Source organism: Acidovorax sp. Leaf160, from assembly GCF_001424265.1.
GTDB lineage: Bacteria > Pseudomonadota > Gammaproteobacteria > Burkholderiales > Burkholderiaceae_C > Paracidovorax.
The window spans coordinates 61364-77121 of sequence record NZ_LMOV01000004.1 but is presented as its reverse complement, the minus strand read 5'-3'; the positions used below and the strand labels follow the sequence as shown (position 1 = coordinate 77121).

Sequence of the window (15758 nt, the reverse complement as noted above, 5' to 3'; positions counted from 1 at the left end):
GCGCACGTCACGGCAACGTCACGCGGCAACGTCACAGCAAGGTCAAGAGACGATTTCCATCCGGTCCCGCCCGTTGCGCTTGGATGCGTAGAGGGCGTCGTCGGCGCGCTTGAGGCAGTGCGACAGCTCCAGGCCGGGCTGGTCGAACAAGATCACGCCCATGCTCAGGGACACGGGGTCCGGCGTGGGAAACATCGTCCGTGCGTGCAGGGCGAATGTCTCGCGCAGGCTCTGGCCCAGCGCTTGCGCGGCCGCGCCCGGTGCGTTGCGCAGCAGGATGACGAACTCGTCCCCGCCCAGACGCGCCGCGAGCGCGCCGGCGGGCAGCGCGCTGCGCACGAAGTCGCTCAGGGCCAGCAGCAGGCGGTCACCGGCATCGTGGCCGTACAGGTCGTTGACCTGCTTGAAATGGTCGATGTCGATAAGCAGCAGCGCGCCGGGTTGGGCGGCAGAAGCCTGTGCCAGCAGTTCCGGCGCGCGCAGATAGAGCGCGCGGCGGTTGTCCAGCGAGGTCAGCGGGTCGCGGGCGGCGATCTGCGCGATGCGTTGCTCGCGGCGATGCCGCTCGGTGCCGATCATGGACATGGCCAGCAGCATGATGGCGATGGCCCCTTCCACCAGCGACACCAGGATGACCGTGCCCCGGAAATTGGCCAGGTTGACGAAAGCGCCCAGCATCACGGCCGAGCCGGCCTTGGCCAGGTAGAACAGGCCGTGCGCCAGCAGCACGGCGCGCAGCTGGGCGGCGCCCACGTTCAGCGCGCCGTCGTGCGGGCGCAGCAGCAGCCCGGCGCCCAGGGTGACGATGGCGATCAGCAGCGACTGGATGCCGAGCATCGCGCGGGACCACGCGGGCCCGTCGGGCAGCAGCAGCATCGCCAGCCAGGCGACGGCCAGCAGCCACCAGGTGCGGGGCAGCCGGGTGCGGGTGAAACGGGCCACGCCCGCCAGGAACAGCCAGTGGGCGGCGATCAGCAGGCCGTTGGGCAACCAGATCCCGACCAGCACATGGCCGCCGGAACGCAGCAGCGCCATCAGGCTGCCCACCGCGACGATGGCGAACCCCACGCCCCACAGCAGCAGGGAGCGTTCGCGCACATGGCTCCACTCCACGGCCAGGTAGAGCGCGGAGGCGCTGGCCATGGCCGCGGTGAGGACGAGGAGGGTGAAGGGGTCGAGAACCATGGTCGATGGATGAAGCAGCACGGGCGAGCTGTGTGGCGAGCCGCCAGGCTCCATGACCTTGCCGTGGTTCCCCTCTGCCGCCGGATCGGGACCGCAGCCCCTGGCACAACCCGGCATTTTCGGCGATCGGCAGGGCAGCCGGTTTTGGCAGGGGCTTCTGCGCCCCGCCCTGCCGGAGAAGGCAAAATCAAAAATGATAGCTGCCCGCGCTTGCAGGATGGGCGCTGGAGGCGCAAAAGGCAGGAAATGGGCGCGCCATCCGGCACGTCCTGACCCCGCCCTGCACCGCCCGCAAGGGCGAACGGGCGCACACGCCGCGTTCGTACTCCCCAGTCAGTCCTGCAGCAGCTGCCCCGCCAGCGCCGCCGCGGCGGTGCGCGTCTCCACGCCCAGCTTCTCGAAGATGTGCTCCAGGTGCTTGTTCACGGTGCGGGGGCTCATGCCCAGGATCTCCGCGATGTCGCGGTTCGTCTTGCCCTTGGCGATCCACGACAGCACCTCGGTTTCACGCGGCGTGAGCGGGGTGGGGGGCGCGCGACCGGCCGCCTGGGCTCCGGCGGCGTCCACCGACAGCAGCAGCATGGTTTCCCCGAGGCCGCTGGCGCCCAGCGGCCGCGCCGACAGACGCTGGCCTTCCAGCAGCGGCACGGCGCCCTCGCCCTGCTGGCGCTGCGCCTCGGCCAGCCAGCGGGCCATGGCGCGCGCCGGCGCCGGGTCGGCGGCGAAGGCGGCCTCCAGCCAGCGGGTGGCCTGGGGAGAACGCCAGGCGATGCGGTCCTGCCCGTCCAGCACCACCACGCCCATGCCGGCCACGTCCACCGCATCGCGGGCCAGGCGGGCGGCGCGGGCGTTGGCGATGTGCGTGGCCAGGCGCGCCAGCACCTCGGGCAGGCGCAGCGGCTTGACCACGTAGTCCACCCCGCCGGCGGCGAAGCCGCGCACGATCTGCTCGGTTTCCGACAGCCCCGTCATGAACACCACCGGAATGTGCGACCAGGGCGGTGTGGCCTTGATGCGTTCGCACAGCGTGAAACCGTCGATGCCGGGCATGACGGCGTCCAGCAGCAGTCCGTCGGGCACGGACAGGTCGAGCCGCCGCAGCGCCTCGTCGGCATCGCGCGCGGCCAGCACGGCGTAGCCCTCGGCTGTGAGCGCATCGCCCAGCATGCGCAGCGTGGCGAGGTCGTCGTCCACCACCAGGATGACGCGCTGCGCCGGATGCGGGCCAAGGGCAGGGGAAGGTTCAGTGGAGCTCATCGGTATCGACATCGGGTTCGGGTTCGCGCAGCAGCCGCGTCAACTCGTCGAAGTCGAGCGCGTCAGCCAGGGTCTGCAGGCGCATCAGCGGGGTCTCGTGCGCCGGCCCTGCCGCGCGCGCGTGGCGCAGGCGTTCGCGCAGCGCGGCGGCCTGCCCCGAGCGGGCGAGCGCATGCAGCTCGCTGCGCAAGGCCTCCGGCAGCAGGCCCTCGGGCGCAGGCCTTGCGGCGTGCGATGCCGGTGCGGTAGCGGCATCGGCGCGGGCATCGGCCGCCGCCGCGGGCGCCACGTGGTGTACCCACTGCAGCCCCAGCGCGGACTGCAGCGCCTGCAGCAGTTCCGACTCGACGACCGGCTTGCCCACGAAGCCCTGGCAGCCGTGGGCGGCCACGCGGGCGGGGTCGGCGTCGAACTGGTTGGCCGACACGAACACGATGGGCAGCTCGGCGGCGGGCAGGCGGGCGCGCAGCAGGGTGGCGGTCTGCCAGCCGTCGATATCGTCCATGCTGATGTCCAGCAGCACCAGGTCGGGCGGCGACTGGCGCACGATCTCCAGGCATTCCCGGCCGCTGGCGGCCTCCTGCACGGTGAAGCCCAGCGGCACCAGCAGGCCCGCCAGCAGCTGGCGCTGCAGGGGCTGGTCGTCCACCACCAGCAGCGTGCGGTGCGGCGGCAGAAAGCCCACCACCGGGCGCAGCGCCACGGCCTGCGCCGGCCTCCAGGCCGGGTCGGGCGCGATGCCGGGCAGGTACAGGCGCACGGTGAAGGTGCTGCCCTGGCCGGCGGTGCTGCGCACGCTGAGCTGGCCGCCCATCAGCTCGGTCAGCAGGTGGGTGATGGTCAGGCCCAGGCCGGTGCCGATCTCGCTGGCGCGGCGGCCAGCGCTGCCGCGCTCGAAGGGCAGGAAGATGCGCTCCAGGTCCTGCGGCTCGATGCCGATGCCGGTGTCCTGTACCTCGATGCGGGCCACGTGGGCGCGGAAGTCCAGCCGCAGCCGCACCTCGCCGCGCTGGGTGAAGCGCACGGCGTTGGAGAGCAGGTTGATGAGGATCTGCCGCAGCCGCTTGGCGTCGGTGCGGATCCATGCGGGCATGGAGCCCAGCACCTCCACCGCGAAGGCCAGGCCCTTGGCCTCGGCCTGCGGCCGGAGCATGCCTTCCACGTCGCGCACCAGCTCGGCCAGCGGCAGGGGCGCCAGGTCCTGCCGCAGCCGGCCGGCCTCGATGCGGGCCAGCTCCAGCGAGTCGTCGATCAGCGCGTGCATGTGGCGGCCGCTGTGCTCCATGGTGGAGAGCGCGTCGCGCAGCGCGGCGGCATCGGGCGGGTTCCTCAGCAGGATCTGCGTGTAGCCCAGGATGCTGTTGAGCGGCGAGCGCAGCTCGTGCGTCATGCCGGCGACGTAGCGGGTCTTGGCCATGTTGGCGGACTCGGCCCGGTCGCGGGCGGCCTGCAGCTCGGCATCGGTGCGCTTGTGGGCTTCGATTTCCTGCAGCAGCAGCTGGGTCTGGCGCTCCGACTCGTCCTGCGCGATGCGCCGGCTGTCGGTGCTCAGCACCACCCACCAGGCGCACACGGCCGCCAGCAGCGCCAGCAGGGCGCAGATCTTCAGGAACGGCATGCGCAGGAACTGCGCGGGCGTGTCCAGCGCCTCCTGCGCGTAGACCACGCCCACCAGGAAGGCGATCACGGCGCAGAGCGACACCCAGACCATCAGGTAGTGGCCCAGCCGCACGTTCACGCGCAGCGCCCAGGCGCGGGGCAACATCAGCGCGGCCAGCGCCCGCAGCTGCTCGCCCGCGCGCGAGCCGGTCTTGCAGCGGTCGTGGCAGCGCGATTCGAGCGAGCAGCACAGCGAGCAGATGGCGGCGCCGTAGGCCGGGCAGCGGGCCATGTCCTCCGACTCGAAGGCGTTCTCGCACACGGCGCAGCGCACCACCTCGCCCGGCCGCCATTGCGCGTCGGGCGGGCGGGCCAGGTAGTAGCGGCCGCCCGTGGCCCAGGCCAGCAGCGGCGACAGGGCCATCGACATCGCCAGGGCGATGAAGGGCGAGAACGCGGCCGCCGCGTCGCCCAGCAGCCCGGCATGCGCGCAACTGGCCACGCCGGCGGCCAGCAGCATGGCGCCCAGCCCCACGGGATTGAAGTCGTACAGGTGCGCGCGCCGGAACTCGATGCCCTGGGGCGACAGGCCCAGCGGCTTGTTGATGACCAGGTCTGCCACCAGCGCGCCCACCCAGGCGATGGCCACGCTGCTGTAGATGGCCAGCACCTGTTCGAGCGCGCCGAACACGCCCAGCGTCATGAGCAGCGTGGCGATGCCCACGTTGAACACCAGCCACACCACCCGCCCCGGATGGCTGCGGGTGACGCGGGCGAAGAAATTGGACCAGGCCAGCGAGCCGGCATAGGCGTTGGTGACGTTGATCTTGACCTGGGAGACGACCACGAACACCACGGTGACGGCCACGGCCAGGCCGGGCAGCCCGAAGGCCTGCATGACCTGCTGGAAGCCCGCCAGGAACATCTGCGTGGGCTCGGCCGCGCGGTGCGTGCCGACCTCGAACTGCAGCGCCGCGAAGGCGAGGAAGGCGCCGCCCGCCATCTTCAGCATGCCCATCACGATCCAGCCCGGCCCGGCGACCAGCACCGCGCCCCACCAGCGCCAGCGGTTGGCGGCGGTGCGCTCCGGCAGGAAGCGCAGGAAGTCCACCTGCTCGCCGATCTGCACCACCAGCGAGAAGATGACCGCGCAGGCCGCGCCGAACATGAGGCCGTCGAAGGCGCTGCTGCCGCTGCGCAGGCCCGAGAGGCTGGCGAAGTCGCGGTAGAGCTGCGGCTGCGCAAGAGCGATCCAGACGAAGGGCAGCAGCAGCAGGAAGAGCCAGAGCGGCTGCGTCCAGGCCTGCAGGCGCGAGATGAGCGTGATGCCGCGCATCGCCAAGGGCAGGATGACGATGGACGAGAGCACATAGCACCACTGCAGCGGCCAGTCCACCACCAGCTGCAGGGCCAGCGCCATGATGGCTGCCTCCAGCGCGAAGAAGATGAAGGTGAACACCGCGTAGATCAGCGAGGTGATGGTGGAGCCCAGGTACCCGAAGCCGGCGCCGCGCGTGAGCAGGTCCATGTCGAGCCCGTACCGCGCCGCGTAATAGGCGATGGGCAGGCCGGTGAGGAAGATCACCACGCCCACGGCCAGGATCGCCCACAGGGCGTTGGCGAAGCCGTAGTTGAGCGCGATGGCGCCGCCGATGGCTTCGAGCGCCAGGAACGACAGCGCGCCGAACGCCGTGTTGGCCACCCGCCATTCGCTCCAGCGGCGGAAGGCCTTGGGCGTGTAGCGCAGGGCGTAGTCCTCCATGGTCTCGTCGGCCACCCAGGTGTTGTATTCGCGGCGGAAGCGAAAGATCGTCTGCGTTGCGGCGGGGGCGTCGGGGGACGAAGGCATGGCCCGGAGCGCATGCAGCAGTGCAGCGGCAGCGGCAGCGGCAGCGGCAGCGGCAGCGGCAGCGGCAGCGGCAGCGGCAGCGGCAGCGGCAGCGGCAGCGGCAGCGGCAGCGGCAGCGGCAAGCGCGAAGGCGAAGGCGAACGCTCTACGTTAATTGACGTATGGGCTTCGCCCAGGGTTCTCCCTAATCTTCATTCCAGCGCGGCCATCCCGCTGCCCGGACGACAGATCCGTCGCCGTTCATCCCCCGCCAGACGCAAGGAGCGCCTTCATGAAGCACCCTCTCGACCCCCGCAACCCTTCTGCCGCCCCCGTCACCGCCGACGCGGGCCGGCGCCGCCTGCTGCAAGCCATGGGCGCTGCGTCCGTCGCCGGCCTGCCGGCCTGGGGCTTCGCGCAGCCGACTGCGCAGGTCAACACCACCAAGCTGGCGGTGACGCACTCGGCCACCGGCACCATGGCGATCTCGGAGACCGGCTCCATCCAGGCCGAGCAGCTGGCCATCGACCAGATCAACGCCATGGGCGGCGTGCTGGGCCGCAAGATCAAGGTCATCAAGGAAGACGGCGCCTCCGATTGGCCCACCTTCGCAGAGAAGGCCAAGAAGCTGCTCATCAACGACCACTGCGCCGCCGTGTTCGGCTGCTGGACCAGCGCCTCGCGCAAGGCCGTGCTGCCGGTGTTCGAGAAGGAAAACGGCCTGCTCTACTACCCCACGTTCTACGAAGGCCTGGAGCAGTCCAAGAACGTGATCTACACCGGCCAGGAAGCCACGCAGCAGATCCTCTACAGCCTGGACTGGGCGCAGAAGGAAAAGAAGGCCAAGACCTTCTTCCTGATCGGCTCGGACTACATCTGGCCGCGCACCTCGATGAAGATCGCCCGCAAGCACATCGAGAACTTCCAGAAGGGCAAGGTCGTCGGCGAGGAGTACTACCCGCTGGGCAGCACCAACTTCGGCTCGCTGATGAACAAGATCAAGCTGCAAAAGCCCGACTGCATCTTCGTGGCCGTGGTGGGCGGCTCCAACGTGGCCTTCTACAAGGCGCTGAAGGCCGCCGGCATCACCGGCGACAAGCAGCTGCTGGTGACGCTGTCGGTCACCGAGGACGAGATGACCGGCGTGGGCGGCGAGAACTTCGCGGGCTTCTATTCGTCGATGAAGTACTTCCAGTCGCTGGACAACGAGAACAACAAGAAGTTCGTGGCCGCCTTCAAGGCCAAGTACGGCCCCAACGCCGTCATCGGCGACGTGACGCAGGCGGGCTACCTGGGCCCCTGGCTCTGGAAGGCCGCGGTGGAAAAGGCCAAGAGCTTCGACGTGGACAAGGTGGTGGCGGCATCGCCCGGCATCGAGCTCAAGACCGCGCCCGAGGGCTACGTGAAGGTGGACGCCAACCACCACCTCTGGAGCAAGTCGCGCATCGCGGTCGGCCAGCCGGACGGCACGTTCAAGGTGGTTTCCGAATCGCCCGAACTCATCAAGCCCGATCCATTCCCCAAGGGTTATCAGTAAGTCCTGCCCCGATCAGGCAGGTGATGCGCAGCGGCCTGCCGCCCCGGCGGGCGGGCCGCTGCATGCACCGTTTCCCTCTTCCCCGATGGTCTTGCACGCAGGAGCTGCACCATGACTTTCTCCGAAATGATGAACATCGGCCTGATGCAGGGCTTCGCGGGCCTGAGCCTGTTCGCGGTGCTGCTGCTCATGGGCCTGGGCCTGGCGATCATCTTCGGCCAGATGGGCGTGATCAACATGGCGCATGGCGAGTTCATGACCATCGGCGCCTACACCATCTACCTGGGCTCGACGCTGACGGCGCAGTACGCGCCCGACTTCATGCCGTTCTACTTCCCGCTGGCCATCGTGGCCGCATTCGGCTTTGCCTTCGTGGCGGGCTGGCTGGTGGAGTGGAGCCTGATCCGCCACCTCTACAAGCGCCCGCTGGACACGCTGCTGGCCACCTGGGGCGTGAGCCTGGCGCTGCAGCAGTGCTTTCGCACCTTCATCGGCCCCAAGGAAGTCAGCCCCACGCTGCCCGACTGGCTGATGGGCTCCTGGGCGCCGGCCGAAGGGCTGGACATTCCCATCAACGGCCTGTTCGTGCTGGCGCTCACCGTGGTGGTGACGGCCGGCGTGCTGATCGCGCTGCACAGGAGCCGCTGGGGCCTGCGGGTGCGCGCCACCGTGAGCAACCGCGTGATGGCCAACGCCATCGGCATCGACACCAAGAAGACCGACCGCCTCACCTTCGCCATCGGCTGCGGCATCGCCGGCGTGGCGGGCGCGGCCTTCACCACCATCGGCTCCACGGGGCCGACCTCGGGCTCGCTCTACATCGTCGACGCCTTCCTCGTCGTGACCTTCGGCGGCGCGGCCAGCCTGCTGGGCACGGTGGTGTCGGCCTTCGGCATCGCGCAGACGCAGTCGATCACCGAGTTCTTCCTGGCCGGCTCCATGGCCAAGGTCATCACGCTCTCGCTGATCGTGCTGATCCTCATGGTGCGGCCGCAGGGCCTGTTCGCCTCCAAGGTACGCCGCTGAACCGCGGCGCTTCCGATCCTTTCGCCCCTACCGGAGTCTTCCCATGAACGCCCTCAAAGCCTGGGTCCAGCGCTACCAGCTCGCCAGCCTGGTGCTGCTCACCGTGCTGCTGGCCGTGGTGCTGCCGCTGGCCCTCGACGTCTTCCGCCTGAACCTGGTGGGCAAGTACCTGACCTACGCCTTCGTGGCCATCGGCCTGGTGATGGTGTGGGGCTACGGCGGCGTGCTGAGCCTGGGCCAGGGCGTGTTCTTCGGCCTGGGCGGCTACGCGATGGCCATGTTCCTGAAGCTCGAGGCCTCCGACCCCATCAGCACCAAGATCCAGTCCACCCCCGGCATCCCGGACTTCATGGACTGGAACCAGATCACGGCGCTGCCCGCGTTCTGGGTGCCGTTCAAGAGCCTGCCGTTCGCGCTGGCGGCGGTGGTGGTGGTGCCCACGCTGCTGGCCTGGATCGTGAGCTTCGCCATGTTCAAGCGCCGCGTGGGCGGCGTCTATTTCGCCATCATCACGCAGGCGGTGGCGCTGATCTGCACGGTGCTCATCATCGGCCAGCAGGGCTACACGGGCGGCGTGAACGGCATGACCGACCTGAAGACCCTCTGGGGCTGGGACACGCGCACCGACAGCGCCAAGGTCATCCTCTACTACGTCTGCGTGGCGCTGCTGGTGGCGTCCATCGTGCTGTGCCGCTACATCCAGACCAGCAAGCTGGGCACGCTGCTGCTGGCCATGCGCGACAAGGAAGACCGCGTGCGCTTCTCGGGCTACGACGTGGCCAACTTCAAGGTCTTCACCTTCTGCCTGGCGGCGGCGCTCTCGGGCATCGGCGGCGCGCTGTTCACGCTGCAGGTGGGCTTCATGTCGCCGAGCTTCGTGGGCATCGTGCCGTCGATCGAGATGGTGATCTATGCCGCCGTGGGCGGGCGCATGAGCCTGGTGGGCGCGGTCTACGGCGCGCTGCTGGTGAATGCGGGCAAGACGTACTTTTCCGAGAGCTTCCCGGACCTGTGGCTGTTCCTCATGGCGGCGCTCTTCATCGGCGTGACCATGGCCTTCCCGATGGGGCTGGCCGGCCTCTGGGAAGAGCGCATCGTGCCCTGGTGGAAGGGCCGCCGCGAGGCCCTGCGCCGCGCCGCCGTGCCGCCGCCCGTGCCCTGGCCCAACGCCGCCGCCGATGCGCAGCCGCCAGCGCCCGCCACCGCCCCGTCGCACCCCGCCGCGCCGCTGCCGCCAGGCACGCGCCAGCAGGGCGTCTGAACACGCACACCGCGCAGGAGCCCCTTCATGAGCAACACCGACTTCGCCCTGGCCGTGGAAGACCTCACCGTCTCCTTCGACGGCTTCAAGGCCATCGACAACCTGACGCTGTACGTGGACAGGAACGAGCTGCGCGTGATCATCGGCCCCAACGGCGCCGGCAAGACCACGCTGCTCGACCTCATCTGCGGCAAGACCCGCGCCACGGGCGGCAGCATCAAGTTCAAGAACGAGGAGCTGACCCGCATGGCCGAGCACAAGCGCGTGCGCCTGGGCATCGGCCGCAAGTTCCAGACGCCGTCGATCTACGAGAACCTGTCGGTCTTCCAGAACCTGGAGGTGTCCTACCCCACCGGCCGCACGGTGTTCGGCGCGCTGGCCTTCCGCTGCACCGATGCGGTGAAGGAGCGCGTGCAGGCCGTGGCGCAGGACATCGGCCTGGCCGACCGCCTGGAGACCGAGGCCGGGCTGCTGTCGCACGGCCAGAAGCAGTGGCTGGAGATCGGCATGCTGCTGATGCAGGAGCCCGAGCTGCTGATGCTGGACGAGCCCATCGCCGGCATGAGCGCCCGCGAACGGGAGCTGACGGCCGAACTGCTGGAGCGCATCTGCCGCAACCGCGCGGTGATCGTGATCGAGCACGACATGGAGTTCGTCAAGCGCATTGCGCACAAGGTGACGGTGATGCACCAGGGAAAGATCCTGGCCGAGGGGCCGATGGACAAGGTGCAGGCCGACCCCAAGGTCATCGACGTCTATCTGGGGCATTGACCATGCGGCGCGAACCTGATCCAGAGCGGCGGCAGGCCCCCTGCCAGTCCCAGGCCCGGCACGGCAGAGCGCTGAACCGGCCGGGAGTGCCGGGTAGCCCCTGCAGCGAAGTCAAGGAGGAGGCGAAGCCGGGGGACATTCGCGGAAGGGGCCACCCGGCGGTCCCGGCCCGTGCGCAGACCTCGCGCCTGTCTACCCCCTCAGCCTTTGCACCCGCCACCACGAACGCCATGAAGCCAACGGACGTCCCAGGAGCCATCCCATGCTGAAAGTCACCGACCTGCACGTCGCCTACGGCCAGAGCGAGGCGCTGCACGGCATCTCGTTCGAAGGCCATGCCAACGAGACCGTCGCCATCATGGGCCGCAACGGCATGGGCAAGACCACGCTGTTCAAGAGCCTGATGGGCGTGCTGCCCACCAAGAGCGGCAGCATCCGCGTGGCGGACCAGGACGTCACGCGCGACGAAAGCTTCCGTCGCGTCGCCAAGGGCATCGCCTACGTGCCCCAGGGCCGCATGATCTTCCCCACCCTCACGGTGGAGGAGAACATCCAGACCGGCCTGGAGAACGCCAAGGACAAGCGCATCCCGGACGAAATCTACGCGCTCTTCCCCGTGCTCTGGGACATGCGCCGCCGCAAGGGCGGCAACCTCTCCGGCGGCCAGCAGCAGCAGCTGGCCATCGCCCGCGCCCTCGTCACCGACCCCAAGGTGCTGCTGCTCGACGAGCCCACCGAAGGCATCCAGCCTTCGATCATCAAGGACATCGCGAAGGCGCTCAACGAGATTCGGAAGATGCGCCAGCTCACCATCGTCGTGTCCGAACAGGTGCTGAGCTTCGCGATGGACGTGGCCGACCGGCTCTTCGTCATCGAAGGCGGCCGGCTGGTGCACGAGACCACCCGCGCCGACACCGACCAGCAGCGCATCAAGTCCTACCTCTCTGTCTGACCCACCAACGAAGGAGCCTGCCATGACCGACACCCTCATCAAAGTTGACCTCACCAAGTCGCCCACCGAGAACGAGAACATCCACAACCGCTGGCACCCGGACATTCCCATGGCCTGCTGGGTCAACCCGGGCGACGACTTCATCCTGGAGACCTTCGACTGGACCGGCGGCTTCATCAAGAACAACGACAGCGCCGACGACGTGCGCGACATCGACCTGACCACCGTGCACTACCTCTCCGGCCCGGTGGGAGTGAAGGGTGCCGAGCCCGGCGACCTGCTCGTCGTGGACCTGCTGGACATCGGCGCCAAGCAGGACAGCCTCTGGGGCTTCAACGGCTTCTTCTCGAAGAAGAACGGCGGCGGCTTCCTGACCGAGCACTTCCCCGAGGCGCAGAAGTCGATCTGGGACTTCAAGGGCATGTTCACCAGCTCGCGGCACATTCCGGGCGTGAACTTCGCGGGTCTCATCCACCCCGGCCTGATCGGCTGCCTGCCCGACAAGGCCATGCTCGACCAGTGGAACGCCCGCGAGCAGGCACTGATCGACAGCGACCCGACCGCGGGCCTGGCCAACCCGCCGTCGCCCGGCACGGCCCACATGGGCAAGATGACCGGCGAGGCGCGCGACAAGGCCGCCGCCGAGGCCGCCCGCACCGTGCCCCCACGCGAGCATGGCGGCAACTGCGACATCAAGGACCTGTCGCGCGGATCGAAGGTGTACTTTCCGGTCTATGTGGACGGCGCGGGCCTGAGCGTGGGCGACCTGCACTTCAGCCAGGGCGACGGCGAGATCACCTTCTGCGGCGCCATCGAGATGGCCGGCTGGGTGCACATGAAGGTCACGCTCATCAAGGGCGGCATGGCCAAGTACGGCATCAAGAACCCGATCTTCAAGCCCAGCCCCATCGTGCCCACCTACAACGACTACCTGATCTTCGAGGGCATCTCGGTGGACGAGGCCGGCAAGCAGTACTACCTGGACGTGAACGTGGCCTACCGCCAGGCCTGCCTGAACGCCATCGAATACCTGAAGAAGTTCGGCTACAGCGGCGCGCAGGCCTATTCCATCCTGGGCACGGCGCCGGTGCAGGGCCACATCAGCGGCGTGGTGGACGTGCCCAACGCCTGCGCCACGCTCTGGCTGCCCACGCAGATCTTCGACTTCGACATCAACCCCACGGCCGCCGGCCCGCAGAAGATGCTGGACGGCAGCATCGACATGCCGCTGTCGCCCGACCTCGCCTGAAAGCGCCGCGCCCATGCCGACCTACGACTACCAGTGCCCCGCCTGCGGCGGCTTCGACGCGCTGCGCAGCCTGGCGCAGCGCAACGAGCCCGCCGCCTGCCCGGTGTGCAGCGCGGCCTCGCCGCGCGTCTTCGCGAGCGCGCCGCACCTCGCGTGCGTGAGCCCGGAGCAGCGCCGGGCCCACGACACCAACGAGCGCGCGCGCCACGCGCCCCGCTCCTCGCGCGACACCGAGGCCGGCAGCTACGGCCGCCTGCGCCACCCCGCGGGCTGCGGCTGCTGCAGCGGCGGGGGTGGCGGCAAGCGCAGCGCCACCGTCACCGCGCCCAACGGCGCCAAGGCCTTCCCGTCGAAGCGGCCCTGGATGATCAGCCACTGAGCACCGGGCCCGAGCCACCCTTTCGTCCACCGACCCCTCTTCCCCTGGAGCCCACGCCATGATCCACGGCGATATTTCGAGCAGCGACGACACCGTCGGCGTCGCGGTCGTCAACTACAAGATGCCCCGGCTGCACACCCAGGCCGAGGTGCTGGACAACGCCCGCAAGATCGCCGACATGCTGGTCGGCATGAAGACCGGCCTGCCGGGCATGGACCTGGTCATCTTTCCCGAGTACAGCACCCACGGGATCATGTACGACCGGCAGGAGATGATGGACACGGCCGCCACCATCCCTGGCGAGGCAACGGAGATCTTCGCCGCCGCCTGCCGCAAGGCCAAGGTGTGGGGCGTGTTCTCGCTCACCGGCGAGCGGCATGAAGAGCACCCGCGCAAGGTGCCCTACAACACGCTCATCCTCATGAACGACCAGGGCGAGATCGTGCAGAAGTACCGCAAGATCATGCCGTGGACGCCCATCGAGGGCTGGTACCCCGGCGACCGCACCTACGTCACCGACGGCCCCAAGGGCCTGAAGATCAGCCTCATCATCTGCGACGACGGCAACTACCCCGAGATCTGGCGCGACTGCGCCATGCAGGGGGCCGAGCTGATCGTGCGCTGCCAGGGCTACATGTACCCGGCCAAGGAGCAGCAGATCCTGATGAGCAAGGCCATGGCCTTCGCCAACAACAGCTACGTGGCGGTGGCGAATGCGGCCGGCTTCGACGGCGTCTACAGCTACTTCGGCCACAGCGCGCTGATCGGCTTCGACGGCCGCACGCTGGGCGAATGCGGCGAGGAGGAAATGGGCGTGCAGTACGCAGCGCTCTCCAAGCACCTGATCCGCGACTTCCGCCGGCACGGCCAGAGCGAGAACCACCTCTTCAAGCTGCTGCACCGGGGCTATACCGGCGTGCTGAATTCGGGCGAGGGCGAGCAGGGCGTGGCGGACTGCCCCTACGGCTTCTACCGCCAGTGGGTGACCGACCCGGCGGCCGCGCGCCGCACGGCCGAGGCCGTCACGCGCGCTGCCGTGGGCACGGCGCAATGCCCTGTCGACGGCATTCCCCACGGCGAGGAATAGACCGGGCGCATTTCCCGCGCCTACCGCCCCCGGGGCGAATAATCGCTCTCGACCCAGGCCAGCGCGCTGGCCTGGCTGAGCTTGTAGTTCGCTTCCACGCGCGCCTCGCCCAGCAGCTGGCCGGCGTCGTCGTGGGCCGTGAGCACGGCGTACGGATATTCCTCGTCGGGCACGATGCGCAGCGCCACGCGCACGAGCTCGTCGCCCGCGCCCACCGTCACCGCCTTGTGCAGCTGCGCATGCAGCTGCTGCTCGTGGCGGCGCAGCACTTCCGACGCGGTCTTGACCAGCGTGTGGAAGGCCGCCACGTCCAGCGGCTTGGGGTTCTTCTTGTCGCGGCCCATCGTCCAGGGGCCGACCAGCGCCGGCTCGGATTCGCCGCGCAGCGTCATGGACACGGCCCAGCCGTCGTCGTCTTCGTTCTTGATCACTTCGGCCGTCCAGCGCTCGTCGCGCCAGAGGCGCGCTTCCTGGATGGGTGCGTCGCCAGGGGTGTCGTGTGCCGCCTCGTCGGCGGATGGCAGGGTGGAATCGTTCATCGCCCGATTGTCCGGCACGGGGGCCGGCCGCCCCGTCGGCCTCAGCCCCGGCCTGGCCGGCCCGCCGCAGGCGCCTGCGTCACCAGCCAGATGCCCCAGCACACCAGCACCAGCGCGATGGCGTTGCGCCATTCCAGGATGCTTTCGCCCAGGAAGAGGGCCGACAGCAGGGCGCCGAACACCGGGATCATGAAGTTGAACGCGGTGATGAGGCTCACGCGGTTGTGCTTGAGCAGCAGGCTCCAGATCGAGATCGCCAGCGCCGACAGCACCGCCATGTAGACCAGCAGCGCCGACGAGGCCGGCGTGACGTGCCCGAGCGAGCCGCCCAGCGCGTAGCCCGCCGCCAGCAGCACGCCGCCGCCCACCACCAGTTGCCAGCCGGTCATGGCGACCGGGTCCATGTGCTGCGAGATGCCCTTGCCGTAGATGCCGCCCACGGCCAGCACCAGCGCCGCGATGACCACGAAGCCTTCGCCCAGCAGCGTGAATTCCACGCCCGTGAGCGCGCCCGCCCAGCCGCCCCCCAGGCCGCCCAGGTTGACCACCATCACCCCCACGAACCCTGCGGCGCAGCCCAGCGACTTGCGCCAGGTGAGGCGGTCGTTGTGATAGAGCCAGTGCGCCATCAGCACGCTGAAAAACGTGCTGGTGGCGTTCATGATCGAGGCCTTGACGCCGGTGGTGTGCGCGAGGCCGATGTAGAAGAACACGTATTGCACGCTGGTCTGCAGCAGGCCCAGCACGACGAGCTGGCGCCACACCGAAGGCGGCCAGCCGCCCAGCCGCCGGCCGGTGGCCGCGCCCCAGGCCAGCAGCATCAGGCCCGCGGCCAGGAAGCGCCAGCCGGCGAACACCAGCTTGGACGGGATGTCGTCCCCCGCGATGCCCAGCAGGGCATAGCCCGACTTGATGGCCGGGAACGAGCTGCCCCACAGCAGGCAGCACAAAAGGGCCAGCAGAAACACCGTGCCGCGCCGGGTGAAGACCGTGGAAGCGGCAGCAGCGGCGGTGGCGGCGGCGGCAGGGGCCGGTGACGAGGGCGGGGCAGGGGCGACGGAAGAGGACACAGGCAGGCGCTTTCGGCC

13 protein-coding genes are annotated in these 15758 nt (G+C 69.2%); 8 read left to right on the top strand and 5 right to left on the bottom strand.

Annotated features, from left to right (window positions below):
* Window positions 1-42: 42 nt before the first annotated feature.
* The 3 genes from ASF94_RS04040 to ASF94_RS04030 form a co-directional block, all read right to left on the bottom strand.
* Window positions 43-1185 carry a sensor domain-containing diguanylate cyclase gene (locus tag ASF94_RS04040; protein WP_056661932.1) on the bottom strand — a complete coding sequence of 381 codons (1143 nt, stop codon included), beginning with the start codon at window positions 1183-1185 and terminating at the stop codon, window positions 43-45.
* Window positions 1186-1518: 333 nt separating this feature from the next.
* The gene (locus tag ASF94_RS04035; protein ID WP_056661930.1) at window positions 1519-2442 is read right to left on the bottom strand and encodes a response regulator; all 924 of its coding nucleotides are present in this window, start codon (window positions 2440-2442) and stop codon (window positions 1519-1521) included.
* Entirely contained in the window at window positions 2429-5890 is a 3462-nt protein-coding gene (locus tag ASF94_RS04030; protein WP_056661927.1) for an ATP-binding protein, read from the bottom strand. Before ASF94_RS04030 ends, ASF94_RS04035 begins: the two co-directional genes overlap by 14 nt.
* Window positions 5891-6161: 271 nt before the next feature.
* Between ASF94_RS04030 and urtA the strand changes: the two genes are divergently transcribed.
* The 8 genes from urtA (at window position 6162) to ASF94_RS03990 (ending at window position 14131) form a co-directional block, all read left to right on the top strand.
* Window positions 6162-7406 (top strand): urea ABC transporter substrate-binding protein, encoded by a 1245-nt coding sequence (gene urtA / locus ASF94_RS04025; protein WP_056661924.1) that lies wholly within the window; start codon window positions 6162-6164, stop codon window positions 7404-7406.
* A 111-nt stretch (window positions 7407-7517) separates the two neighbouring features.
* Window positions 7518-8432, top strand: a complete 915-nt coding sequence (urtB, locus tag ASF94_RS04020) for an urea ABC transporter permease subunit UrtB (RefSeq protein ID WP_056661921.1) — start codon at window positions 7518-7520, stop codon at window positions 8430-8432.
* A 43-nt stretch (window positions 8433-8475) separates the two neighbouring features.
* Complete coding sequence (urtC, locus tag ASF94_RS04015; protein WP_056661918.1) at window positions 8476-9693, top strand: urea ABC transporter permease subunit UrtC; 1218 nt, start codon at window positions 8476-8478, stop codon at window positions 9691-9693.
* 27 nt (window positions 9694-9720) lie between these two features.
* The gene (urtD, locus tag ASF94_RS04010) at window positions 9721-10464 is read left to right on the top strand and encodes an urea ABC transporter ATP-binding protein UrtD (protein WP_056661915.1); all 744 of its coding nucleotides are present in this window, start codon (window positions 9721-9723) and stop codon (window positions 10462-10464) included.
* A gap of 262 nt (window positions 10465-10726) precedes the next feature.
* Window positions 10727-11416, top strand: a complete 690-nt coding sequence (gene urtE / locus ASF94_RS04005; protein ID WP_026432495.1) for an urea ABC transporter ATP-binding subunit UrtE — start codon at window positions 10727-10729, stop codon at window positions 11414-11416.
* A gap of 22 nt (window positions 11417-11438) precedes the next feature.
* The gene (gene fmdA, locus ASF94_RS04000; protein ID WP_056661912.1) at window positions 11439-12665 is read left to right on the top strand and encodes a formamidase; all 1227 of its coding nucleotides are present in this window, start codon (window positions 11439-11441) and stop codon (window positions 12663-12665) included.
* A 13-nt stretch (window positions 12666-12678) separates the two neighbouring features.
* Window positions 12679-13044: a zinc ribbon domain-containing protein gene (locus tag ASF94_RS03995; protein WP_056661909.1), complete on the top strand. Its 366-nt coding sequence runs from the start codon at window positions 12679-12681 to the stop codon at window positions 13042-13044.
* A 58-nt stretch (window positions 13045-13102) separates the two neighbouring features.
* Entirely contained in the window at window positions 13103-14131 is a 1029-nt protein-coding gene (locus tag ASF94_RS03990; protein ID WP_056661906.1) for an aliphatic amidase, read from the top strand.
* Window positions 14132-14151: 20 nt separating this feature from the next.
* On the opposite strand, the gene ASF94_RS03985 is transcribed toward ASF94_RS03990, so the two are convergent.
* Both ASF94_RS03985 and ASF94_RS03980 read right to left on the bottom strand, forming a co-directional pair.
* Window positions 14152-14670 carry a hypothetical protein gene (locus ASF94_RS03985; protein ID WP_056661902.1) on the bottom strand — a complete coding sequence of 173 codons (519 nt, stop codon included), beginning with the start codon at window positions 14668-14670 and terminating at the stop codon, window positions 14152-14154.
* A 41-nt stretch (window positions 14671-14711) separates the two neighbouring features.
* Entirely contained in the window at window positions 14712-15638 is a 927-nt protein-coding gene (locus ASF94_RS03980; protein WP_056661899.1) for a DMT family transporter, read from the bottom strand.
* Window positions 15639-15758: the final 120 nt, after the last annotated feature.

Coding starts and splice junctions, on each gene's coding strand:
- urtD (WP_056661915.1), top strand. CDS start 9,721: ATGAGCAACACCGACTTCGCCCTGGCCGTGGAAGACCTCACCGTCTCC.
- ASF94_RS03990 (WP_056661906.1), top strand. CDS start 13,103: ATGATCCACGGCGATATTTCGAGCAGCGACGACACCGTCGGCGTCGCG.
- ASF94_RS04040 (WP_056661932.1), bottom strand. CDS start 1,185: ATGGTTCTCGACCCCTTCACCCTCCTCGTCCTCACCGCGGCCATGGCC.
- ASF94_RS04030 (WP_056661927.1), bottom strand. CDS start 5,890: ATGCCTTCGTCCCCCGACGCCCCCGCCGCAACGCAGACGATCTTTCGC.
- ASF94_RS04035 (WP_056661930.1), bottom strand. CDS start 2,442: ATGAGCTCCACTGAACCTTCCCCTGCCCTTGGCCCGCATCCGGCGCAG.
- fmdA (WP_056661912.1), top strand. CDS start 11,439: ATGACCGACACCCTCATCAAAGTTGACCTCACCAAGTCGCCCACCGAG.
- urtB (WP_056661921.1), top strand. CDS start 7,518: ATGACTTTCTCCGAAATGATGAACATCGGCCTGATGCAGGGCTTCGCG.
- urtA (WP_056661924.1), top strand. CDS start 6,162: ATGAAGCACCCTCTCGACCCCCGCAACCCTTCTGCCGCCCCCGTCACC.
- urtC (WP_056661918.1), top strand. CDS start 8,476: ATGAACGCCCTCAAAGCCTGGGTCCAGCGCTACCAGCTCGCCAGCCTG.
- ASF94_RS03985 (WP_056661902.1), bottom strand. CDS start 14,670: ATGAACGATTCCACCCTGCCATCCGCCGACGAGGCGGCACACGACACC.
- ASF94_RS03995 (WP_056661909.1), top strand. CDS start 12,679: ATGCCGACCTACGACTACCAGTGCCCCGCCTGCGGCGGCTTCGACGCG.
- urtE (WP_026432495.1), top strand. CDS start 10,727: ATGCTGAAAGTCACCGACCTGCACGTCGCCTACGGCCAGAGCGAGGCG.